This is a genomic window from Mesorhizobium sp. B2-3-15 (assembly GCF_006442875.1).
Taxonomy (GTDB): domain Bacteria; phylum Pseudomonadota; class Alphaproteobacteria; order Rhizobiales; family Rhizobiaceae; genus Mesorhizobium; species Mesorhizobium australicum.
Map to the genome: position 1 here is coordinate 102,140 of NZ_VFVO01000002.1, position 22,982 is coordinate 125,121.

Annotated in this window: 18 protein-coding genes; 12 read left to right on the top strand and 6 right to left on the bottom strand. The window is 63.1% G+C overall.

All coding sequences use genetic code 11. The features are described 5' to 3' along the window. Positions 1-13 precede the first annotated feature (13 nt). The gene (locus FJ954_RS04610) at positions 14-1,192 is read left to right on the top strand and encodes an Mrp/NBP35 family ATP-binding protein (protein WP_140660576.1); all 1,179 of its coding nucleotides are present in this window, start codon (positions 14-16) and stop codon (positions 1,190-1,192) included. Positions 1,193-1,596: 404 nt separating this feature from the next. On the opposite strand, the gene FJ954_RS04615 is transcribed toward FJ954_RS04610, so the two are convergent. After that, positions 1,597-2,046 carry a carbon monoxide dehydrogenase subunit G gene (locus FJ954_RS04615; protein ID WP_140660577.1) on the bottom strand — a complete coding sequence of 150 codons (450 nt, stop codon included), beginning with the start codon at positions 2,044-2,046 and terminating at the stop codon, positions 1,597-1,599. A 160-nt stretch (positions 2,047-2,206) separates the two neighbouring features. Here FJ954_RS04615 and FJ954_RS04620 point away from each other — a divergent pair, with 160 nt between their 5' ends. The 4 genes from FJ954_RS04620 (at position 2,207) to FJ954_RS04635 (ending at position 7,010) form a co-directional block, all read left to right on the top strand. Beyond that, positions 2,207-4,012, top strand: a complete 1,806-nt coding sequence (locus FJ954_RS04620; RefSeq protein WP_140614855.1) for an IlvD/Edd family dehydratase — start codon at positions 2,207-2,209, stop codon at positions 4,010-4,012. 228 nt (positions 4,013-4,240) lie between these two features. Beyond that, positions 4,241-5,059 (top strand): chromate resistance protein ChrB domain-containing protein, encoded by an 819-nt coding sequence (locus FJ954_RS04625; protein WP_140660578.1) that lies wholly within the window; start codon positions 4,241-4,243, stop codon positions 5,057-5,059. After that, the gene (gene chrA / locus FJ954_RS04630) at positions 5,056-6,447 is read left to right on the top strand and encodes a chromate efflux transporter (RefSeq protein WP_140660579.1); all 1,392 of its coding nucleotides are present in this window, start codon (positions 5,056-5,058) and stop codon (positions 6,445-6,447) included. The genes FJ954_RS04625 and chrA overlap by 4 nt, the downstream gene beginning before the upstream one ends. Before the next feature lie 167 nt (positions 6,448-6,614). After that, positions 6,615-7,010 carry a hypothetical protein gene (locus FJ954_RS04635; protein WP_140660580.1) on the top strand — a complete coding sequence of 132 codons (396 nt, stop codon included), beginning with the start codon at positions 6,615-6,617 and terminating at the stop codon, positions 7,008-7,010. A gap of 38 nt (positions 7,011-7,048) precedes the next feature. Here FJ954_RS04635 and FJ954_RS04640 read toward each other — a convergent pair whose 3' ends face one another. The 3 genes from FJ954_RS04640 to FJ954_RS04650 form a co-directional block, all read right to left on the bottom strand. After that, positions 7,049-8,278, bottom strand: a complete 1,230-nt coding sequence (locus FJ954_RS04640; protein ID WP_140614851.1) for an aromatic ring-hydroxylating dioxygenase subunit alpha — start codon at positions 8,276-8,278, stop codon at positions 7,049-7,051. A 58-nt stretch (positions 8,279-8,336) separates the two neighbouring features. Continuing rightward, the gene (locus FJ954_RS04645; RefSeq protein ID WP_140660581.1) at positions 8,337-9,920 is read right to left on the bottom strand and encodes a trimethylamine methyltransferase family protein; all 1,584 of its coding nucleotides are present in this window, start codon (positions 9,918-9,920) and stop codon (positions 8,337-8,339) included. Between the two features lie 191 nt (positions 9,921-10,111). Further along, positions 10,112-11,605 carry a PLP-dependent aminotransferase family protein gene (locus FJ954_RS04650; protein ID WP_015314107.1) on the bottom strand — a complete coding sequence of 498 codons (1,494 nt, stop codon included), beginning with the start codon at positions 11,603-11,605 and terminating at the stop codon, positions 10,112-10,114. Positions 11,606-11,909: 304 nt separating this feature from the next. Here FJ954_RS04650 and pgi point away from each other — a divergent pair, with 304 nt between their 5' ends. Both pgi and FJ954_RS04660 read left to right on the top strand, forming a co-directional pair. Then, on the top strand, positions 11,910-13,586 hold the full coding sequence (gene pgi / locus FJ954_RS04655; RefSeq protein WP_181177746.1) for a glucose-6-phosphate isomerase: 1,677 nt from the start codon (positions 11,910-11,912) through the stop codon (positions 13,584-13,586). A gap of 5 nt (positions 13,587-13,591) precedes the next feature. Beyond that, positions 13,592-14,314, top strand: a complete 723-nt coding sequence (locus FJ954_RS04660; RefSeq protein WP_140660583.1) for an HAD family hydrolase — start codon at positions 13,592-13,594, stop codon at positions 14,312-14,314. Here the strand turns inward: FJ954_RS04660 and FJ954_RS04665 are convergent. Further along, positions 14,298-15,023: a methyltransferase gene (locus FJ954_RS04665; protein WP_140660584.1), complete on the bottom strand. Its 726-nt coding sequence runs from the start codon at positions 15,021-15,023 to the stop codon at positions 14,298-14,300. The genes FJ954_RS04660 and FJ954_RS04665 overlap by 17 nt on opposite strands. Then, positions 15,023-17,047, bottom strand: coding sequence for a long-chain fatty acid--CoA ligase (locus FJ954_RS04670; protein WP_140660585.1), 2,025 nt, complete (start codon positions 17,045-17,047; stop codon positions 15,023-15,025). The genes FJ954_RS04665 and FJ954_RS04670 overlap by 1 nt, the downstream gene beginning before the upstream one ends. A gap of 466 nt (positions 17,048-17,513) precedes the next feature. Between FJ954_RS04670 and FJ954_RS04675 the strand changes: the two genes are divergently transcribed. From FJ954_RS04675 to FJ954_RS04695, 5 genes are all read left to right on the top strand, one after another. Continuing rightward, on the top strand, positions 17,514-19,106 hold the full coding sequence (locus FJ954_RS04675; protein WP_015314102.1) for an ABC transporter substrate-binding protein: 1,593 nt from the start codon (positions 17,514-17,516) through the stop codon (positions 19,104-19,106). 50 nt (positions 19,107-19,156) lie between these two features. After that, positions 19,157-20,164: an ABC transporter permease subunit gene (locus FJ954_RS04680; RefSeq protein WP_015314101.1), complete on the top strand. Its 1,008-nt coding sequence runs from the start codon at positions 19,157-19,159 to the stop codon at positions 20,162-20,164. Positions 20,165-20,234: 70 nt separating this feature from the next. Continuing rightward, positions 20,235-21,089 (top strand): ABC transporter permease subunit, encoded by an 855-nt coding sequence (locus FJ954_RS04685; protein WP_174361976.1) that lies wholly within the window; start codon positions 20,235-20,237, stop codon positions 21,087-21,089. A gap of 2 nt (positions 21,090-21,091) precedes the next feature. Continuing rightward, complete coding sequence (locus FJ954_RS04690; RefSeq protein ID WP_015314099.1) at positions 21,092-21,949, top strand: ABC transporter ATP-binding protein; 858 nt, start codon at positions 21,092-21,094, stop codon at positions 21,947-21,949. Beyond that, on the top strand, positions 21,946-22,776 hold the full coding sequence (locus tag FJ954_RS04695) for a dipeptide ABC transporter ATP-binding protein (RefSeq protein ID WP_015314098.1): 831 nt from the start codon (positions 21,946-21,948) through the stop codon (positions 22,774-22,776). The genes FJ954_RS04690 and FJ954_RS04695 overlap by 4 nt, the downstream gene beginning before the upstream one ends. Positions 22,777-22,982: the final 206 nt, after the last annotated feature.

Here is a 22,982-nt window from a genome sequence, read left to right on the forward strand (position 1 = left end):
GGGAACAACAGCCATGTCCATCACCAAGGAAATCGTCACCGAGCGCCTGAAGACGGTGAACGGGCCGGATTTTACCGGAAACATCGTCGACCTCGGCATGGTTTCGGAGATTTTCATCGCCGATTCGAAAGTGTTCTTCTCGATCACCGTTCCCGCCGCGCGCGCTCAGGAGATGGAGCCGTTGCGCGCCGCCGCCGAGCGGGTGGTGAAGGCCATTCCCGGCGTCGCCGGTGCGGTCGTCGCGCTGACGGCTGAAAAGAAAGGCGGCGGCATGGAGGCGTCGGTTCCATCGCGTCCCGAACCCAGGCCGGCGCCGACGGCTCCGGTTGCTGCGGCACCACGGGCGGCTCCGCATGCTCCCGCTTCGCAGAGCCAGGGCAAGCGCGGCGTGCCCGGCATCGAGGCGATCATAGCGGTTGCTTCCGGCAAGGGTGGCGTCGGCAAGTCGACCACGGCCGTCAACCTGGCGCTCGGCCTTGCCGCCAATGGCTTGCGGGTCGGCGTGCTGGATGCCGACATCTATGGCCCGTCGATGCCCAGGCTGCTCAACATCCATGGCCGGCCGCAGACGGTCGACGGCAAGATCCTGAAACCGATGGAGAATTACGGCCTCAAGGTGATGTCGATGGGTTTCCTCGTCGATGAGGAGACGCCGATGATCTGGCGCGGGCCGATGGTGATGTCGGCGCTGACGCAGATGCTGCGCGAGGTTGAATGGGGGCGGCTCGACGTGCTCGTCGTCGACATGCCGCCCGGCACCGGCGATGCGCAACTGACCATGGCCCAGCAGGTGCCGTTGGCCGGTGCCGTCATCGTCTCGACGCCGCAGGACCTGGCACTGATCGACGCCCGCAAGGGCCTCAATATGTTTAGGAAAGTCGATGTGCCGCTGCTCGGCATCGTCGAGAACATGAGCTACTTCATCGCCCCGGATACCGGCAAGCGATACGACATCTTCGGCCATGGCGGCGCGCGCCGCGAGGCGGAGAGGCTGGGCGTCACCTTCCTCGGCGAGGTGCCGCTTGAAATGGGGATCCGCGAGAGCTCTGACGCCGGCACGCCGGTGGTCGTCTCGAAGCCGGATGGCGCCGAGGCGAAAATCTATCGCGATATCGCCTCCAAGGTCTGGGACAGGGTCAACGAGGAACGCGGCGCGGCCGAAGCGGCTGTGCCGAGCATCGTGTTCGAATGACTCAATTGAAAATTATAACTATATAAAAGAGTTGGCGCTCTTAGCGATACGGACCAAAAGGTGGCTCCCAGGTTTTTACAAAAGGGAGCGGTGGAACGGCTGTACTGGGATGCTCAGACGAGTTTAAATACGTGTTATTTTCTTCATAAAACCACGTTGCACCGGTTTCGCAAATCTCATCAAGTGCGCGATGTAACTGCTCGGCTCGATATGCTCTAACAAAATTGTTTAGATATCTAATTTGGCTTCTATCTTGAACTCTTTTGTCAAGCCTTATACGAAAATGGTTAGTGTTCTCTATTTCTTCAATGAAATAGATATAATTCGAAAAATCACAAAACCCATCACGCAACCTAGACATTTTAACGTCCGAGCAGCAAGAGCTTAGCAAATTTAACAGTTAGCTACTTTCCTATTTTCTCGCCGAAAGCCGAAAAGAACTGTCCGGCCAATTTCTTCGACGTCGATTCGATCAGCCGGCTGCCGAGTTGCGCGATCTTGCCGCCGACTTCTGCCTTGGCCGCATATTTGAGGACCGTGGCGTCCGGCCCGTCGGCGGTGAGCGTGACGTCGGCGCCGCCCTTGGCGAAGCCGGCAATGCCGCCCTTGCCTTCGCCCTGGATGGTGTAGGCATGCGGCGGCTTGAGATTCCTGAGCGTCACTTCGCCGTTGAAGGTGGCCTTGATCGGCCCGATCTTCAGCACCACCGTTGCCGCCATCTCGGTCGCCGATTTCATTTCCAGGCTCTGGCAGCCTGGAATGGCGCCCCTCAGGACGGTTGGGTCGTTCAGCGCTTCCCACACTTTCTGCACGGGTGCGGCGATACGTTCCTCGCCCTCGATCACCAAAGCCATCTAAACCTCCCGCATCGCCTATGTCGGATTGGTCGTAGCGTGCGGCTCGATAGCTGTCTATCGCACCAAAGTCCGGATTCAGATCACGCGTGTCACGCGTGCCCCTTGCCTGCATCCGCGCGTTGTCATATCGATTTGTCATACAAATACGGAGACCATGATGGCCGGCGCCCCCACGAAAAAGAAAAAGTTCCGCTCGCAGGAGTGGTTCGACAATCCCGACAATCCGGGAATGACGGCGCTTTATCTCGAGCGCTACCTTAATTACGGGCTGACTCGCGCCGAGCTGATGTCGGGCAAACCGCTGATCGGCATCGCGCAGACGGGCTCTGACCTTTCGCCTTGCAACCGGCACCATATCGAACTCGCCAAGCGCGTGCGCGAAGGCATCGTCTCGATGGGCGGCATTCCTTTCGAATTCCCCTGTCACCCGATCCAGGAGACCGGCAAGAGGCCGACCGCGGCCCTCGACCGCAACCTCGCCTATCTCAGCCTTGTCGAGGTGCTCTACGGCTATCCGCTCGACGGCGTCGTGCTCACCATCGGCTGCGACAAGACCACGCCTGCCTTGCTGATGGCGGCGGCTACCGTCAACATCCCGGCCATCGCGCTGTCGGTCGGCCCGATGCTCAATGGCTGGCATAAGGGCAAGCGCACCGGCTCGGGCACCATCGTCTGGGAATCGCGCCAGCGCCTGTCGGCCGGCGAGATCGGCTATGACGAGTTCATGGACATCGTCGCGTCCTCGGCGCCGTCCACCGGCTACTGCAACACGATGGGCACGGCCACCACGATGAATTCGCTGGCCGAGGCGCTCGGCATGCAACTGCCCGGTTCGGCCGCCATTCCCGCGCCCTACCGCGAGCGCGGCCAGATCGCCTACGAAACGGGCAAGCGCATCGTCGACATGGTGCACGAAGACCTGAAACCGTCCGATATCATGACCCGCGCGGCCTTCGAAAACGCTATCGTCGTCAATTCGGCGATCGGCGGCTCGACCAACGCGCCGATCCATCTCAACGCCATCGCCCGCCATCTCGGCGTGCCGCTCGACAATGACGACTGGCAGACCATCGGCCTCAAAGTGCCGCTCATCGTCAATCTGCAGCCGTCAGGTGAATATCTGGGCGAGGACTATCACCACGCCGGTGGCGTGCCTGCCGTGGTCGCCGAACTGATGAAGGCCGGAATGCTGCCGCATCCCGATGCCTTGACGGTCAATGGCAAGTCGATCGGCGCTAACTGCGAGGGCGTCGCCAACGAGAATACCGATGTCATCCGCACAGTGGCCGAGCCGCTGAAGGCCAATGCAGGCTTTATCAACTTCAAGGGCAATCTGTTCGATTCGGCGATCATGAAGATGAGCGGCATTTCGCCGGAATTCCGCGAGCGCTATCTGTCGAACCCGAACGACCCGGAAGCCTTCGAGGGCAACGCCATGGTGTTCGACGGCCCCGAGGATTACCACGCCCGCATTGACGATCCGGCGCAAGGCATCGACGAGCATACCATCCTGTTCATGCGCGGCGCCGGTCCCGTCGGCTATCCCGGCGGCGCCGAGGTCGTCAACATGCAGCCGCCGGCCTACCTCATCAAGAAGGGTATCCACGCGCTGGCCTGCATCGGCGATGGCCGCCAGTCCGGCACGTCGGGCTCACCGTCGATCCTGAACGCCTCGCCGGAAGCCGCGGTCGGCGGCGGCCTGGCGCTGCTCAAGACCGGCGACCGCGTCCGCATCGACCTGCGGAAGGGCACGGCGAACATCCTCGTCAGCGATGACGAGATCACGCGGCGGCGCGCCGAGCTGCAGAAGGATGGCGGCTATCATTATCCCCAGCACCAGACGCCGTGGCAGGAGATCCAGCGCGGCATGGTCGACCAGTTCTCGGCCGGCATGGTGCTGAAGCCGGCGGTGAAATATCAGGATGTCGCCCACACGATGGGGGTGCCTCGCGACAATCATTGATTATCCCCGGGAATAGTCATCGATTATTCCTGGCTGATCAGCGATGATGGATGACGACGACCGGCGGCCTTCGATCAGGCCGCCGTGTCACAGCCACGGGCCGGGAAACGCTCTGTCCTTGACAAGCCAGCCCAACAATTCCACCATCATCGCAAGGGGTGTATCGCGACGACCCCGTGAGGCGTCAGCCCAATGTTCGCGTCCAGGCTTCTTCAGGAGGTGGACGCCATGCCGTCAACAACCGCTATCACCGTACAGCAACTATCCCGTCTGATTGGTCTGCCGGGCGCGCCTGTGATCGTCGATGTCCGTATCGATGAAGACTACGACGCCGACCCGCGCCTGCTGCCGGCCTCTCACCGGCGCAATTTCAAAACGGTCTCGGCTTGGGCAAACGACCTTGCCGGCAGCCAAGTGGCCGTCGTTTGCCAGAAGGGGCAAAAGCTTTCGCAAGGGGTTGCCGCGTGGCTGCGGCATGAAGGCATTGCCGCCGAATCCCTCGAAGGCGGCTTCGAAGCCTGGCGCGATGCCGGCGGGCTTCTGGTCCGCGCCGACAAGATACCTTCCCGCGATGAAAAGGGCCGCACCGTCTGGGTGACGCGGGCTCGCCCCAAGGTCGATCGCATCGCTTGCCCATGGCTGATCCGGCGCTTCATCGATCCCGACGCGGTGTTTCTCTTCGTCGAACCCGCTGAAGTTCCGGCTGTCGCAGACCGCTTTCAGGCCGTGCCTTTCGACATCGACAATGTGTTCTGGAGTCATCGCGGCGAGCGCTGCACCTTCGACATGATGATCGAGGAGTTCGGGCTGGAATCCCAGGCACTCGATCGGCTTGCCACGATCGTGCGCGCGGCCGACACCGCACGCCTGGATCTGGTTCCTCAGGCAGCCGGATTTCTGGCCGCCTCGCTTGGCCTGTCACGCATGTTCCGCGACGATCTGGAGCAGCTGGAGGCCGGCACGATACTCTATGACGCGTTCTTCCGCTGGTGTCGCGACGCCACTGACGAGACGCACAACTGGCCGGGCGGGGCAAAGCCGTCATGAGCAGCCTCATTTCGGGCAATGATGCCGACCTCGTCGAGGCGCCGGCGGTCCCGAGCTTCCGCGAAGCCACGAAACTCTGGGCGAAGATCGGATTGCTGAGCTTCGGCGGGCCGGCGGGGCAGATCGCGCTCATGCACAAGGAATTGGTCGAGGACCGGCGCTGGATCGGCGAACAGCGTTTCCTGCATGCGCTGAACTACTGCATGCTGCTGCCCGGTCCCGAGGCCCAGCAACTCGCCATCTATATCGGCTGGCTGCTGCACAGGACGATCGGCGGCCTTGTCGCCGGTGTCCTGTTCGTGGTGCCCGGCGCACTGGTCATGCTCACCCTGAGCATTCTCTATGTGCTCTATGGTGATGTCCCGCTGGTCGCGGCGCTGTTCTTCGGGGTCAAGGCCGCCGTGCTCGCGGTCGTGGTCGAGGCGGTGATCCGCATCGGCCGCCGCGCCTTGAAGAACCGGTTGATGGTGGCGATCGCGCTTTGCGCTTTTCTCGGCATCTATGTGCTCGCCATCCCGTTCCCGCTCATCGTCCTGATTGCGGGATCGGTGGGATGGGTGGGAAACCGTGTCGCGCCAGCCCTGTTTTCCGGCGCGGCGCACGGCAAGAACGACGCTCCCGATATCAGGGGCGCGGTCGACCTGATGTTCGAACGCGGCGAACTGGCCCATACCAGGCCGACACGATGGCATGCGCCGCGCACCATCGCGATCTGGCTGCCGATCTGGCTCGGGCCGGTTCTGTTGCTCTGGGCGCTCACCGGGACGAACAGCGTGTGGACGCAGATTGGCGGCTTCTTCAGCCTCATGGCGGTGGTCACCTTTGGCGGCGCCTACGCGGTTCTTGCCTATGTCGCGCAGGCAGCCGTGCAGTCCTTCGGCTGGCTCGCCCCTGGTGAAATGGTCGATGGCCTCGGCCTTGCCGAGACCACGCCGGGTCCACTCATCCTGGTGTTGCAATTCGTCGGCTTCATCGCCGCGTTTCGCCACGCCGGCTCGCTGGATCCGCTGCTTGGCGGATCGCTTGGAGCGCTGCTGACGCTGTGGGTTACGTTCACACCCTGCTTCTTCTGGATATTCCTCGGCGCGCCCTACATCGAGGCCCTGCGCGGCAACAAGGCCCTGTCGGCCGCGCTGGGCGCGATCACCGCCGCCGTGGTCGGCGTCGTCATGAACCTTGCTCTGTGGTTCGCCTTGCACGTCGTCTTCCGCGAAGTACGCATGACGGGCCTTGGCATGAACGTGCCGGTGCTTTCGTCGATCGACTGGCGAGCCGCGCTGCTTTCGGTCGCCGCCATGGTCGCCATCCTGAAGTGGAAAACCGGTGTGCTGCCGACGCTTGCGGGATGCGCTCTTGCCGGCGTGTTGCTGCTCGCCACGGGCGGCTAGTGGATGTCGCCCGGAAGTGTCTTCGGTTCGGGAAAACGACATGCATCGAAACAAGATCTAAGGCGCGTCGCATGAATCCGTTTCGACGCGACGCGCTTTAGATTTTCCGGCTCCTTTGTATTCCGCTTCCGAACCCCCTAACTGGTGGAAAACGGATTGGACCAGCAATGGCGGGACGACGCTCTTCCCTCGGCTTTCTCGGCATGTTCGGCCGCTCGGATGATTTGCGGCAGCTCGATGCCGCCTTGCGTGGCGCCGACCTGCATCCCGCCCTCGTGCCCGAAGGGGTGAAACTAACCATCGTCAATCTGATGAAGGACCACTGGCCCGAGGAGCCGCCGCAGGCCTATCCGCGGGTAGCGAACCTGTTCAGCTACTGCATCGCCGGACCGGAAACCTTCGAGCGTGCGCAAGGTCCACAGCAGCGGCTCGACGCGGAGCGCCGGATCGGGGCCGCCCTCGAAACCGGCGACGATCTCGATGCGCAGATCGTGCTGATGGCACTGCACGCCAAGCTGATCAACGCCGAGGTGGTTGAGCGCTTCGGGCTGGGCGCCGACTGAGCGCTGGCTGAGTGCTTTCGTGAAACGCTGAAAACGCTCTAAGCCCGGCTTATCTCCTGGAGATACCAGCCGATATAACGCAGCTCGTTGTACTCCATCGGCGCGATCGGTCCGGGCACGAAATAGTGCGAGCGTACGCCGCGCGCCGTATGCTCGATGATCTTCTTGTCCTCGTCCGTGGTGACCTTCCACAACCAGGTCAGTTTCTCCAGATCGTAGTCCTGGCCTTCCACAGCGTCGCCGCGCACCAGCCAGATCAGTTCCATCTCGCAGGTCTGAGCCGTTTTCGGGATGAATCGGTAGATCATCCCGTGGTCGGGGTAGCAGACGAGGAAAGTCGTGCCGCCAAGATGGATGGAGGTGACGCCGCCGTCATAGTCGGTGAAGCGGCCCATCAGTGGCGCGACGGGGGAGCCGTCCCGGCTGCCGCTCGAAACGCCGTCATAGAGCGCATAGCGGAAGGTGTGGATCGCCTCCTGGCCGGCGGCCGAATTCTGCCAGCGATCGCCGCTGCCGATCTCGATGCCGAGAGCGCAGGTCCGCTGTTCCATCGCGGCATTGAGCTGCTCGATCATTTCCGCGGGCTTTTCCAGCGCGTGCGTCTGCGAATATTCGGGATGCGCCGGTCCGCAATGGTAGCATTCGACGTAATTTTCGACGGCGAGCTTCCAGTTCGCGTCGAGCGGATAGCTTTGGCGATAGGCCACCTTGGCATCGCCCCAACCATATTGTCCGCAACTCGTGCGCAAAGATTGCTCGATCGGATCAAAATCGAGTGGCGTCTCGGCGAAGGAGATGAAGACAAGGCCGGTCGCGACGCGGACATGGAGCTTCTTCAGCCCGTGCGCGGTGCGGTCGAAATCCTTCGGCATCAGCCTGGCGGCGCGCAGCGAGCCGTCATTGGAATAGGTCCATGCATGATACGGGCAGACGAACACTTTCGCGTTGCCCTTCTCTTTGGTGCAGACCTCGGCGCCGCGATGGCGGCAGACATTGAGCATGGCATGCACGGTGCCATCCATGCCACGCGACAGGATGACCGCCTCGTCACCGAGCTTGAACAGTTCGAAGTCGCCGGGATTGGGAATGACGCTGGCATGCGCCAGGCAGTGCCAATGGCGGCGGAACAGACGTTCCATGTCCCGCTCGAAAATATCCTGGTCGTGGTAGAATGGGCGCGTCAGGCCGTAGCCTGGCCGGTGCGAGGCCACCAGCCGATCGATGGCATCTTCGGTATTTGCGGCTTGCTGGATAGGATAGACGCTCATTTGTCGTTCTGCCCAATGGTTGGTTCTGTCGGTGGCTATCTGTATGTCGGTCTTCTGGCTAGCCGCCCATGCTCGCGCGCGGCAGGTGGATCAGGTTGCCGAAGCGGGCGCGCAATCTGTCGTCGACCAGCTTGGGCACGTGCCGCGGAAATCGTTCCGCAAGGATGCGCTTCTTTTCGTCGATCGCCCGGGCCAATATATCAGGGCGGCCTTTTTCGTTCCATTCCTTCGGTGAGGAACGGTCGCCGAAGGCGGGATAAAAACGCTCTGCCCGGGCCGACTTGAGCGTTTGCTCGTTGTCAAGATAATGGCCCGGACCCTTGAGGCAGACATCGGCGATGGTGTCGATCGACAGCGCTTCGTCCGTCACTTCGATGCCGCGTGCGCAGCGCAAGCAATGGCCAAGCATGTCATTGTCGATGATCAGGCTTTCCAGGCAGAAGCCGAGCAGCGAGGCATGCATGCCGGCCGATTCGTAGACGAGGTTGAGGCCCGAGAGGCCGGCCATCACATTGGTGATGCCTTTCTCGTAGCCGGACTGGATATCGGGCAGTTTCGAGTCTGTCATGCCGGCGGCCGAGCCGCCGGGCAGGTCGTAGAATTGCGCCATCTGCGCGCAGGCCGCCGTTACCACCGCCTGTTCGGCCGAGCCCCCGGCCATGGTGTTGGTGCGCAGGTCCGACATGAACGGCCAGGCGCCGAAGATCGCCGGATGTCCCGGCTTGAGTGCGTTGACATACACCAGGCCAGCCAGCACTTCGGCCACTGCCTGCGCGACCGCGCCGGCCATCGCCGCCGGAGCGGTTGTTCCGGACTGGCCGGTGGAGAGGAGCAGGATGGGGATGCCGCCTTCGACACAGGCCTCGAGCACGCCGCAGGCATCCTCGGCGAACTTCATCGGTGGCACGACGAAGGAGTTGGAGTTGGAAACGAATGGCCGGGCGCGGAAATTCTCCTCGCCACCGGCGATGGCATAGAGCATTTCGAGCGCCGGCTTCACATTCTCGCGCACGGTGAAGGACGTGCCGACATGCTTCGATGTCCCCATCACGCAGGCGTAGAGCGTGTTGAAATCCATATCGAGCGGGTCGGCGATGTCGCGCGCCACCATCGGCCGCTGGAAAAAATGGATGTTGCTCAGTCCATCGACGATGCGGGCGGCGTCATAGATGTCCTGCAGCTTGGATTCGCGATACTCGCGCTTTTCGAGATCCACCAGATGCACGGCGATACCCGCCGTGCCGTAGTGGACACGCTTGCCTTGGATCACCATGTCGTGCTTGGGGTCCTGGCCATGCAATGTGAAATGCCGCGCGGCTCGCTTGATGGTGTCGAGTATGAGCGCACGGGGGAAACGGATGCGGCCATCGTCGCCATGGATGGCGCCAGCCTTGGTCAGGACTTTTATGCAGGACGGGATGGCGTTGGCGAAGCCGACCGTTTCCAGAAGCGTCAGCACGCCCTCATGAATGCGCTCGCAGTCGTTTCCGCGCAATGGCCCGTAACTGCCGCCTTCCATGGCTTGGTGTAGTGGCCCGTTTGGTGGAATGGCTGATTTCACCGCACGTCCCGTTTCGCGGTCGCCGGAGCGTTGTGGACGACGGTTCGCCGGCATGTCCTGCTTTTCGACAGCCACTGGCATGGAAGCACTCCACCTCTACCGGCAGGAGTTCGTGGCGGTTGGTCCACCATCAACCTGCTTCTTCTCTGACGCCGACTATGCCGCCGGCACTGGCCCATCCTATGAGCCAGCTGGCCCAGCTACATGTGCCAGACCTAAAACAAACCGGAGCCGCTGAGAAGCGGCTCCGGTCGAGAAATCGGCTTGATGGATCAGGCGGCGGCCGGCCTGCGTCCGGCTGCGGTGGCGAGTTCCCGGATGCCGGGCTCGATGTGCTGCAGAGCGATAGAGGAAATGCCCAACCGCATGAAACGCGAAGGCTTCTCGGTGCGGTCGAAGAAGCGGTCGCCGGGCTCGATGATGACGCTGCGCGAGGCCGCGGCTTCGGCCAAACCGCGGGAATCGGTGCCGCGGGGCCCTTCCAGCCACAGCGACGTGCCGCCGGCCGAGTCGGTCGAGCGCCATTCCGGCAGGAAGGCCGAAATCGCATGGACCAGCCGCTTGCGCCGCTCGTCGAAGGCGCTCGACAGCCGCCGCACCAGCGCTTCGTGATGGCCGAGCGACAGGAAGAGCGCCACGGCGCGCTGATTGTTGGCCGGCGGATGGCGCAGCATGAAGCGGCGCAGCGCCCTGAGTTCGGCGATCAGTCCAGCGGAAGCCACGATGTAGCCAAGCCGCAGCCCCGGGGCCAGCGTCTTCGACATCGAGCCGACATAGACGACGCGGCCGGAACGGTCGAGGCTCTTCAATGCCTGCTGCGGCGCCTCGTCGAGAAGCTGGCTGTCGTAGCCGTCTTCGATGATGATCTGGTTGTGCCGGTTGGCGCGCGCCAGAAGATCCTGCCGCCGCTCCGCCGACAACGGCACCATGGTCGGGCAATGATGACTGGGGGTGACGAAGACGAAGCCGGAATCATTGGGAATAGAAGAGGTTACGATACCGGACTGGTCCACTGGCACCGGCTCGATGTCGGCGCCCGCGAGCCGGAAGATCGAGCGTGCGTCGGGATAGCCTGGATCCTCCATCGCCACTTTCGAGCCCTTGGTCATCAGCAGCGAGGCCAGCATATAGAGCGCGTTCTGGGCGCCCAGCGTGACGATGATCTCGTCGGGATTGGCGAAGATGCCGCGCCGGGGCAGCAGCCGTGCCTGGATTTGCTCGATCAGCAGCGGATCGTCGCGGTCGACCATGTCGGACGCCCAGTTGCGGATCTCCAGCACGGCCAGCGCCATGCGGTTGCACTCGCGCCACTCGGCGGTCGGGAACAGCGCCGGGTCGAACTGGCCGTACACGAAGGGGTAGGAGGACTTGATCCAGTTCTCGTGCTTGGCGGGCGGCGGCATGTCGCTTGCCGCGATCTGCCGGCGCGCCTTCCAGTCGATCTCGTTGGCCTGGTCGGGTGCTTTCTGGTGCGGCTTGGCGGGTGTCGCCAGCACGTCCGGATTGACGAAATGGCCGCGCCGCTCGCGCGCCACCAGGAAACCCTGGTCGACGAGCTGCTGGAATGCCAGCACCACCGTTCCGCGTGCGACGCCGAGTTTTTCGGCCAGGATACGGCAGGAAGGCAGCGGCATCGAAGCGGCGATCTGGCGGTCGAGAATCGCGGCCACGATGGCTTGGCGGATCTGCGCCTGCAGGGTCTGGCCGGATTCGGCCGAAATCCGGAACAGGCCGGACCATATCGCCGTGTCGTTTCTCTGTGGCATGGAAGATGTTCCTCGATGGCCAGCTTTTTTCGCTTGGCTGGACCAGCCGAACGTAACCGTGGCACAAGGGGTTGCGCCAATCAATTTTTCTGATCTTTGGGATTTATGCCAGTGATCCTTCAAGCTCGAAATAAGGCGCGGCCCCTCGCTCTCGACACCACCTCGCTCCTCGATACCCACCTCCTTGCTCGATACATTGTGTCATCGCATCGTGCTGTGCTGCGTCATCGCCGCGTATTGACCGGATGGATTTCGGCTCAATAGTTGGGGCGCGACGACATGCGCCGGAAACATCCGGTCTGATATGGTGCGTCGAAAAAGCCAGGAGTCCCCGCCAGTGGATCAGTCAGCCTTCCAGAAACAGCTTGCCGCCCTGCGCGACCATCGCGCCGCGGCCCCGGGCGACATGCGCCAGGCCTTTGCCGCCGATCCGCAGCGCTTCAAGACATTCTCCGCCGCTGACGGCGACCTCCTGCTCGACTGGTCGAAATGCGCCGTCGATGCGACGACCATGGACTTCCTTGAGAAGCTCGCCGCCGCAGCCGATCTGGAAGGCCGTCGCGCCGCCATGTTCGCCGGCAAGAAGATCAACATCACCGAAGACCGCGCCGTTCTGCACACGGCGCTGCGCAACCTGAGCGGCAAGGGCGTCACGGTTGACGGCCAGGACGTCAAGGCGGATGTCATATCCGTGCTCGATGCCATGGGCGCCTTCGCCGATGCCATACGCTCCGGCAAGGCAACAGGCGCCACCGGCAAGAAGATCACCGATATCGTCAACATCGGCATTGGCGGCTCCGACCTTGGTCCGGCCATGGCGACGCTGGCGCTCGCCCCCTATCATGACGGCCCGCGCGCCCACTATGTCTCCAACATTGACGGCGCTCACATCCACGACACGCTGAAGGGGCTGTCCGCCGAAACCACGCTGTTCATCATTGCCTCCAAGACTTTCACCACGGTCGAGACGATGACCAATGCGCAGACGGCGCGCGACTGGGTGCAGAAGGCGCTCGGCAAGGAGGCCGTGGGCAAGCATTTCGCCGCCGTCTCGACCGCGCTCGACCTGGTGGCCAAGTTCGGCATCGAGCCGGATCGCGTCTTCGGCTTCTGGGACTGGGTCGGCGGCCGCTATTCGCTGTGGGGCGCGATCGGCCTGCCGGTCATGATCGCCGTCGGCCCAAGGAACTTTCGCGCTTTCCTCGACGGCGCGCACGAAATGGACGAACACTTCCGCACCGCGCCGCTCCAGAAAAACCTGCCGGCGCTCCTCGGGCTGGTCGGCTGGTGGCATCGCGTGGTCTGCGGCTATCCGGCCCGTGCGGCCATCCCCTACGATCAGCGCCTGTCCAGGCTGCCGGCCTATCTGCAGCAGCTCGACATGGAATCGAACGGCAAGAGCGTTACCCTTGACGGTACTCCGGTGACGACGCCGACCGGGCCGCTGGTCTGGGGCGAGCCAGGCACCAACGGCCAGCACGCCTTCTTCCAGCTGCTGCACCAGGGCACCGATTTGATCCCCGTCGAGTTCCTGGCCGCCGCCGTCGGCCACGAGCCTGATCTCAAGCATCAGCATGACCTGCTGCTCGCCAACTGCCTGGCGCAGTCGGAAGCGCTGATGAAGGGCCGTACGCTGGAAGAGGCGCGCGCGCAGATGCTGGCCAAGGGCATGAAGCCGGCCGATGTCGACCGTATCGCGCCGCATCGTGTCTTCTCCGGCAACCGGCCCTCGGTGACCATCCTCTACCGCAAGCTCGACCCGCGCACCTTCGGTCGGCTGATCGCGCTTTACGAGCACCGCGTTTTCGTCGAGGGCACGCTGTTCAACATCAATTCCTTCGACCAGTGGGGCGTCGAACTCGGCAAGGAATTGGCCACCGGCCTCCTGCCTGTCGTGGAAGGCAAGGAAAGCGCCGCAAACCGGGATGCCTCGACCAGGGGCCTTGTGGAACGCATCCACCAATTGCGTGGTTCGGAGTGAAGCGCTTGGCTGACATCAAGGGGATATTGTTCGACAAGGATGGAACGCTTGTCGACTTCAACGCGACCTGGCTCGGCGTCGCCGACTTCATGGCCATGGACGCGGCCGACGGCGACCGCTGGAAAGCCGACAGGCTGCTCGCGGCCGCGGGCTTCGATTTCGCCAACCGGCGCTTCAAGCCCGACTCCATCTTTGCCTCCGGCACCAATCTCGACGTTGTCGAACTGTGGTTTCCGCGCCTGTCCAACGAAGACCAGATGCTGGCCGTTGCCCGTTTCAACGAGATCACCTCGGTGCAGGGCTCGACGATGGCGGTGGCGCTGCCAGGCATCGCCGACACGCTGGCTCTGCTGCACAGGCGGTCCTACCGGCTTGGCGTCGCCACCAACGATTCGACCAGCGGCGCGGAAAAGACGCTTGTTACGCTGGGCGTCGCGCAACTGTTCGACGCCGCCTATGGCTACGACGCGGTGGCCAACCCCAAGCCCGCCCCCGACACCATCCAGGCCTTTTGCGATCTTACGGGGCTCAAGCCATCGGAGATCGCCATGGTCGGCGATAACAGGCACGATCTCGAAATGGCGCGTGCCGGCGGCTGCGGCCTGGCGGTCGGCGTGCTCTCCGGCACAGGCACGCGCGAAACGCTGGCCGAGATCGCCGATGTCATCCTGGATTCGGTTGCCGATCTGCCGGATTTCCTTTCGGCGCGGGTCAAGGAGACGGTCTGATCGGCAGGGCCAGGGACGGTTCGGTCTCGAGGCGAAAGACAGCGCTCGGCTTCAGCGCACCGTCTTTCGCCTCGCCGAAATCCGGCACCTTGTATTCGGCAAGCAGCCGCAGCCGCGAGCGCGGCAGATAGGCCCGGCCCGGGTCGCCGACCAGCACCTCGATGCCGGCGGCGAGGCAGCGGTCGAGGAAAGGCATCATCCCCAAGGCGACACCTTGCCCGTAGAAGACGTCGCCGGCGAGCACCAGGTCCACGGCGGGCGGCTGCCCCGTGGTGATGTCGTTCCCCATTATCGTGATCGTGACGCCATTGGCCGCTGCATTCAGCGCCAGCGCGGCAACGCCGTTCCGATCGACTTCGGCGGCCATCACCTCACACGCGCTGGCCTTCGCGGCGGCAATGCCGACAAGGCCGGAGCCGGCTCCAAGGTCGAGCACGCGGCGGCCCGCCACGATCTCCGGATGGTCCAGCACATAGCGCGCCAGCACGGCACCGCCTGCCCACGCATAGGCCCAATAGGGCGGTTGCGGCTCCTGCGAATCGGCGTCATGGCCTTCGACAAGGCGCCTCAGCCCGCTGCTCGGGTGGGCGCTATAAAGCCAGATTTCGGGAAGCGCCGGCACCGATGCCAGGCGCATGTTCGCCTTGATGAATTCCGCCGGGTCGAGGCGCGGGCGCCGGTCCGGCGCATCGTCGTTGACGAGACCCACTATTCGCGCAGCGCCCGCCGCAGGATCTTGCCGACCGGCGTCTTCGGCAATTCGGTCCTGAACTCGATGTATCTGGGCCGCTTGTAGCCGGTCAGGTTCTCGCGGCAAAAGGCGGTGATGGCCTCGGCGGTCAGGGCCGGGTCTTTCTTGACGATGAACAGTTTCGGCACTTCGCCCGAATGCTCGTCCGGCACGCCGATCGCCGCCACTTCGAGCACGCCGGGATGCGCCGCCACGACCTCCTCGAGTTCGGTCGGATAGACGTTGAAGCCGGAGACGAGGATCATGTCCTTCTTGCGGTCGACGATTTTGGTGTAGCCGCGATCGTCCATGAAGCCCATGTCGCCGGACTTGAAGAAGCCGTCCTTGGTCATCACCCTGGCGGTCTCGTCCGACCGGTTCCAGTAACCGGCCATCACCTGCGGTCCTCTGATGCAGATCTCACCGACCTCGCCAAGCGGTACGTTGTTGCCGTCGTCGTCGCGAATGGCGATTTCGGTCGAGGGCAGCGGCAGGCCGATGGTGCCGGTGAATTCGCCGGAGCTGAACTTGTTGGCCGTCGCCACCGGCGAGGTCTCCGAAAGACCGTAGCCTTCGCTGATGGGGCAACCGGTCAGCGCCTTCCAGCGCTCGGCGACACCCTTCTGTACCGCCATGCCGCCGCCAAGCGTCAAGAGCAGCGGCTTGAAGTCGAGCTTGCGAAAGTCCTCATTGTTGAGCAGCGCGTTGAACAGCGTGTTGAGGCCCGGAAAGATATGGATCGGATACTTGCCCATTTCCTTGACGAAGCCGGGAATGTCGCGCGGATTGGGGATCAGTATGTTCTGGCCGCCCATCTGCATGCCCATCAGCGCATTCACCGTCAGCGCGAAGATATGGTAGAGCGGCAGTGCGCAGACGAGGTTGAGATGCGCCGGCTTTGGCTTGACGGTGTAGGCGTCCTGCAGCCACAGCGCATTCTGCGCGACATTGGCCAGCACATTGCTGTGCGAGAGGGTCGCGCCTTTCGAGATTCCGGTGGTGCCGCCGGTATATTGCAGAAAGGCGACATCGCTGGCGGCCACCGTGGCCGGCTTGAAAGCCATGCCGCGGCCAGCCTTGAGGGCCGCGTTGAACTTGACATGGCCAGGCAATGACCAGGCCGGCACCATCTTCTTGACGCGGCGCACGACCAGATTGACGATCGAGCCCTTCAGGCCGCCGAGCAGGTCGCCCATGGCCGCGACGACGATGTGCTTGACCGAGGTCCTGGCGACGACCGCCTGCAGGGTGTTGGCGAAGTTTTCGAGGATGACGATGGCCTGCGCCCCGGAATCCTTGAGCTGATGCTCCAGTTCGCGCGGCGTGTAGAGCGGATTGACGTTCACCACCGTAAAGCCGGCGCGGGCGACCGCCATCATCGCTATGGGATACTGCAGCACGTTCGGCATCATCAGGGCGACACGCGCGCCCTTCTGCAATCCTGTGGACTGCAGGTAGGCTCCGAAGGCCGCCGAAGACTGTTCGAGCTGCGCGTAGGTGATGGACTTGCCCATGCACGTGAAAGCCGGCTGGCCGGCGAACTGCTTGCAGGCGCCAACGAGGAAGTCGCCGATGGAACCGTAGGGAAGGGCGCCGATCTCGGCCGGCATGTTCTTGGGATAGCTGTTGAGCCATGGCTTTTGCGGCAGGCCGGCGGCGAGTTCGGTGAGCGCCTTCGGCAGCCGTTGGCTGGCCGCTGTCGCTGGCTTGGAGACCGGTGCAGTCTTCGCCGGTGGCGAACTCTTCGTCGTCGCGGTTTTGCCCGTTCCGGCCTTGCCCGATCCGGGCTTGGTCGCGGGTGCCTTTGTCGGCGCGGCCTTCGACGCCGGCTTCGCGGCGGTCCTGGCGGTGGCCACGGTTTTTGCCGCGGGTGCTTTCTTGCCGGCCGCCGCCTTCGCGGTCGCGGCCTTGCCCGCGGCCTTGCCTTGCCCGTCGTCGCCTGCGGCTGGTCTAGGCCTCGCCTTAACGGACGCTTTCACCGGGGCCTTCGATGCTTTTGCCACCCGTTCCTCCTCGACAACCCTGGTCGCCTGTTCTCGCTGGGCCCTACCGCGCCGCCTCCAGATTGATGGAGACGTCCCTCCGCTGCCGCCAGCTGTCTATCTATGTATTGCCTCTATCGGCGGCGGTGCAAGTCTTGCCCTAGCGGCAGGATGCCGAAAGATTTGCCGCCGAAAACCTTTCCCGCCGGCCACGGCTGGAACGGCATCTTTCCGCACCGGCGGCGGATGAATACAGGGCGCGGCACCCTTGTCGCCGGACGTCTGATCAATAAAAAAATGCGGTCGTTAATAATATCGTGAATAGAAAAAAGTGCTAATTTTTTCTGCCATTTAGCAAAATTGCGGATTTTTTTCCTGCTTCCCGCGGGGTAAGCAAACGGGGTGTTCCAAACCCGGAAAAACGGTGCTTATATGCGCGCTTCGCGAGCCTGATAGAGGGGCTTGGAAGAACATCAGGGAGTGCTCAATGAAGAAGAAATTGACTTTTGCAGCCGCGTTGCTGGCTGCAAGCGTCCTGGGCGGCGTGGCCAACGCGAAAACTCTGGTCTATTGCGCTGAAGCGTCGCCGGAGGGTTTCGACCCGGCGCCGTATACCGCGGGCCAGACATTCGACGCGTCCTCGCGCACCGTGTTCAATCGCCTTGTCGAATTCGATCACGGCAAGACCTCGGTCTCGCCCGGCCTGGCGGACAGCTGGACCATTTCCGACGACGGCAAGGAATATACCTTCAAGCTGCGCAAGGGCGTCAAGTTCGCGCCCACCGACTACTTCACCCCGACCCGCGACCTGAACGCCGACGACGTGGTGTTCTCTTTCGAGCGCCAGGTCGACAAGAATGGCCCCTGGTTCCAGTACATACCGGGCATCGCCTACCAGTATTACAATGACCAGTTCGGCGACAACATCACCAAGGTCGAGAAGGTCGACGACCTGACGGTGAAGTTCACCCTCAAGGAACCGGCAATCACCTTCATTCCGACCCTGGGCATGGATTTCGCCTCGATCGTCTCGAAGGAATATGCCGACAAGCTGCAGGCCGACAAGACGCCTGAACTGTTCAACCAGAAGCCGGTCGGCACTGGGCCGTTCATCTTCGTCGACTACCAGACTGACGCCGCCATCCGCTACAAGGCCAACCCGGACTATTGGGGCGGCAAGCAGAAGATCGACGATCTGGTCTTCGCCATCACCACCGATCCGGCGGTGCGCGCGCAGAAGCTGAAGGCCGGCGAATGCAACATCATGTCCTACCCGGCACCGGCCGACATTGCCGGCCTGCAGGCTGATGCGAACCTGACGGTCGCGGAGCAGGAAGGCCTCAACGTCGGCGCGCTGATGTACAACACCCAGCAGAAACCGTTCGACGACGTGCGTGTCCGCAAGGCGCTCAACATGGCCATCAACAAGAAGGCCATCATCGACGCGGTGTTCCAGGGCGCCGGCCAGGTGGCGATCAACCCGATCCCGCCGACCATGTGGTCCTACAACAAGGACGTGAAGGACGACCCGTACGATCCGGATGCCGCCAAGAAGATGCTTGAAGAGGCCGGCGTGAAGGACCTCAAGATGAACGTCTGGGCGATGCCCGTCTCGCGCCCGTACATGCCGAACGCGCGCCGCACCGCCGAGCTGATTCAGGCGGACTTCGCAAAGGTCGGCGTCACCGTCAACATCGTCAGCTACGATTGGGGTGAATACCTCAAGCGCGCTTCCGCGGTCGATCACGACGGTGCCGTCATCGTCGGCTGGACCGGCGACAATGGCGATCCGGACAACTTCCTCGGCGTGCTCCTGAGCTGCGCTTCCGTCGGTTCGAACAACCGCGCGGAATGGTGCAACAAGGACTTCGATGCGCTCATCAACAAGGCCAAGACGGTTTCCGACCAGGCCGAGCGCACCAAGCTCTACGAACAGGCCCAGGTCATCTTCAAGGAGCAGGCACCGTGGGCAACGCTCGCCCACTCCAAGGTGTTCATGCCGATGCAGAAGACCGTCTCCGGCTTTGCGATGGATCCGCTCGGTATCCATCGCTTTGACGGCGTCGATATCGCCGAATAAGGTTCGCGAAACGGGGCGGCGCCACAAGGCGCCGCCCCACCTCGCCCGCCATGCTGCGTTATATCCTCGGCAAGCTCGCCCTCATCATCCCGACCTTCATCGGGATAACCATCCTCGCTTTCGGCTTCGTGCGCATCCTGCCCGGCGATCCGGTGCTGGTGCTTGCGGGCGAACGTGGCCTGTCGCCCGAACGCCATACGGCGCTGATGCACCAGTTCGGGTTCGACCTGCCGATCTGGCAACAGTATCTGACCTATCTGACCAATATCCTCGGCGGCGATTTCGGCACCTCGTTTTCAACCAAGACGCCGGTGCTCAAGGATTTCCTGGTGCGGTTCCCGGCCACGGTCGAACTCGCCATCTTCGCCATGATCTTCGCCGTCATCTTCGGTGTCGCCTTCGGCATTTTCGCCGCCATCCGCCGCGGCTCCTGGTTCGACCAGCTGACCATGGGCACCGCGCTCGCCGGCTATTCCATGCCAATCTTCTGGTGGGGGCTGCTGCTGATCATCGTGTTTTCCGGCACGCTGCACTGGACGCCGGTCTCGGGCCGCATCGACCTTCTCTATTTCTTCAAGCCGGTGACCGGCTTCATGACCATCGATTCCCTCATCTCGGGCCAGAAGGGCGCCTTCCGCTCGGCGGTGTCGCACCTCATCTTGCCCACCATCGTGCTCGGCACCATTCCGCTGGCGGTCATCGCCAGGCAGACCCGCTCGGCCATGCTCGAAGTGCTGGGAGAGGATTATGTGCGCACCGCGCGCGCCAAGGGCCTGGCGCCGCGGCGCGTCATCGGCCTGCATGCCTTCCGCAACGCGCTGATCCCGGTCGTCACCACGATCGGCCTGCAGGTCGGCACGCTGTTGACCGGCGCCATCCTGACCGAGAGCATCTTTTCGTGGCCGGGCATCGGCAAGTGGATGATTGATGCCATTTCCAAGCGCGACTATTTCACCGTGCAGGGCGGGTTGCTTTTGATCGCGCTGATCGTCATGTCGGTGAACCTTATCGTCGACGTGCTCTATGCCGTCATCAACCCGCGCATCCGGGCGAATTGACATGACCAATGAAGGCCCAGCCACCATCGAAGCCGCAACCGTCGTCAAGCCGCAGGATGCGCGGCTGCAGATGTTCGCCGAATTCTGGCACTATTTCTCGATCAACAAGGGCGCGGTGATCGGCCTCTTCGTCTTCGCCCTGCTGATCCTGATCGCCATCTTCGCGCCGTTGCTCGCCCCGCATTCGCCTGATGACCAGTTCCGTGACTTCTTCCTGACGCCGCCGGCCTGGCAGGCGGGCGGCAACGCACAGTTCCTGCTCGGCACCGACGCCGTCGGCCGCGATATGCTTTCGCGCCTGATTTACGGCTCGCGATTCTCGCTCGCCATCGGCTTCGTCGTCGTCACCACGGCACTGATCTCCGGCGTCATCCTCGGCCTGCTCGCCGGCTACTGCCGTGGCTGGGTCGACACGCTGATCATGCGCATCATGGACATCATCCTGGCTTTCCCGTCGCTGCTGCTGGCCCTGGTGCTGGTCGCGGTGCTCGGCCCTGGCCTCGTCAATGCCATGATCGCCATCGCCTTCGTGCTGCAGCCGCACTTCGCCCGGCTCACCCGCGCCGCCGTGATGGCGGAGAAGACCCGCGAATATGTAGTCTCGGCCAAGGTCGCCGGGGCCAGCCATCTCAGGCTGATGCTGGTCACCATCCTGCCCAACTGCATCGCCCCGCTGATCGTGCAGGCGACGCTGTCCTTCTCCAACGCCATCCTCGAGGCGGCCGCCCTCGGCTTCCTCGGCATGGGCGCGCAGCCGCCGACGCCGGAATGGGGCACCATGCTTGCCGAAGCACGCGAGTTCATCCTGCGCGCCTGGTGGGTGGTGACCTTTCCCGGCCTCGCCATCCTGATCACCGTCTTTGCCATCAACCTGATCGGCGACGGCCTGCGCGACGCGCTCGACCCCAAGCTGAAGAGGTCGTGAGCATGTCCCTGCTCGAGATCAAGAATCTCACCGTTTCCTTTGACACCGCCGCCGGACCGTTCATGGCCGTGCAAGGCATCGACCTTTCGGTCGAACCGCGCGAGGTGCTGGCGATCGTCGGCGAGTCCGGCTCCGGCAAGTCGGTCTCGATGCTGGCGGTGATGGGGCTGTTGCCCAACACCGCGACGGTCAAGGCCGACCGCATGGCTTTCGATGGCGTCGACCTGTTGAAGCTCAGCCCGTCCGAACGCCGCAAGATCGTCGGCAAGGACATCTCGATGATCTTCCAGGAGCCGATCGCCAGCCTCAATCCATGCTTCACCGTCGGCTTCCAGATCGAGGAAGTGTTGCGCTTTCACATGGGCATGGATCGCGCCCAGCGCCGCGCGCGCGCCATCGAGTTGATGAAGCTGGTCGGCATCGCCGATCCGGAAGAACGGCTGAGCTCGTTTCCGCACCAGATGTCGGGCGGCCAGTGCCAGCGCGTCATGATCGCGATTGCCATCGCCTGCAATCCGAAGCTCTTGATCGCCGACGAGCCGACCACCGCGCTCGACGTCACCATCCAGAAGCAGATCCTCGATCTCCTAGTCTCGCTGCAGGCCAAATACGGCATGGGCCTGATCATGATCACCCACAATATGGGCGTGGTGGCCGAGACCGCCGACCGCGTCATCGTCCAGTACAAGGGCCGCAAGATGGAGGAGGCCGACGTGCTGTCGCTGTTTGAATCGCCGAAAAGCAATTACACGCGCGCGCTGCTGTCGGCGCTGCCGGAAAACGCCGTCGGCGACCGGCTGCCGACTGTGTCCGACATGCTGTTCGAGCCTGCCCCTTCGGCAGCGGGAGCTTCGGCATGAGTACCACGGTCCTCGAAGGCAAGAACATCGTTCGCGACTACCATATCGGCGGCGGCCTGTTCACTGGGCCGCGCACCGTGCATGCCGTCAAGGGCGTCTCCTTCACGGTGGACAAGGGCAAGACGCTGGCCATCGTCGGCGAAAGCGGCTGCGGCAAGTCCACGCTCGCCCGCATCATCACCTTGATCGATCCCGCGACGTCGGGCGAGTTGTTCATCGACGGCAACAAGGTCGATATCGCCAAAGGCGGATTGACGAAGGAGATGCGCCGCAAGGTGCAGATCGTCTTCCAGAACCCTTACGGATCGCTCAATCCCCGCCAGAAGATCGGCGATGTGCTGGGCGAGCCGCTGCTCATCAACACCGACAAGCCAGCCGCCGAACGGCGTGACCTCGCCATGAAGATGCTGAAGAAGGTCGGCCTCGGTCACGAGCACTATAACCGCTACCCGCACATGTTCTCGGGCGGCCAGCGCCAGCGCATCGCCATTGCCCGTGCGCTGATGCTCAACCCCAGCCTGCTGGTGCTCGACGAGCCGGTTTCGGCGCTCGATCTCTCGGTGCAGGCGCAGGTGCTCAACCTGCTCGCCGACCTGCAGGACGAATTCCAGCTGACCTATGTCTTCATCAGCCACGATTTGTCGGTGGTGCGCTACATCGCCGACGATGTGATGGTGATGTATTTCGGCGAGGCGGTCGAATACGGCCCGCGCGACGAGGTCTTCGCCGACCCCAAGCACAGCTACACCAGGACGCTGTTCGCCGCGACACCGCGCGCCGACGTTGCCAGCATCAAGGCGAGGCTGGCGAAGAAGAAGGCGGCCTAAAGTCGCAAGCCATGCAAATGGCCGGACGTCAGCGCCGCCCCTCATTGTCCTGCCGGACATTTCTCCCCCGTACAGTGACGGGGAGAAAAACGCTCTCACGGCCGGTTTCGCCAACCACCAACATTGCAAGCAGGGTGCCGAGGGTGCGGCCAGCCTCTTCTCCCCGTCACTGTACGGGGGAGAAGGTGCCGGCAGGCGGATGAGGG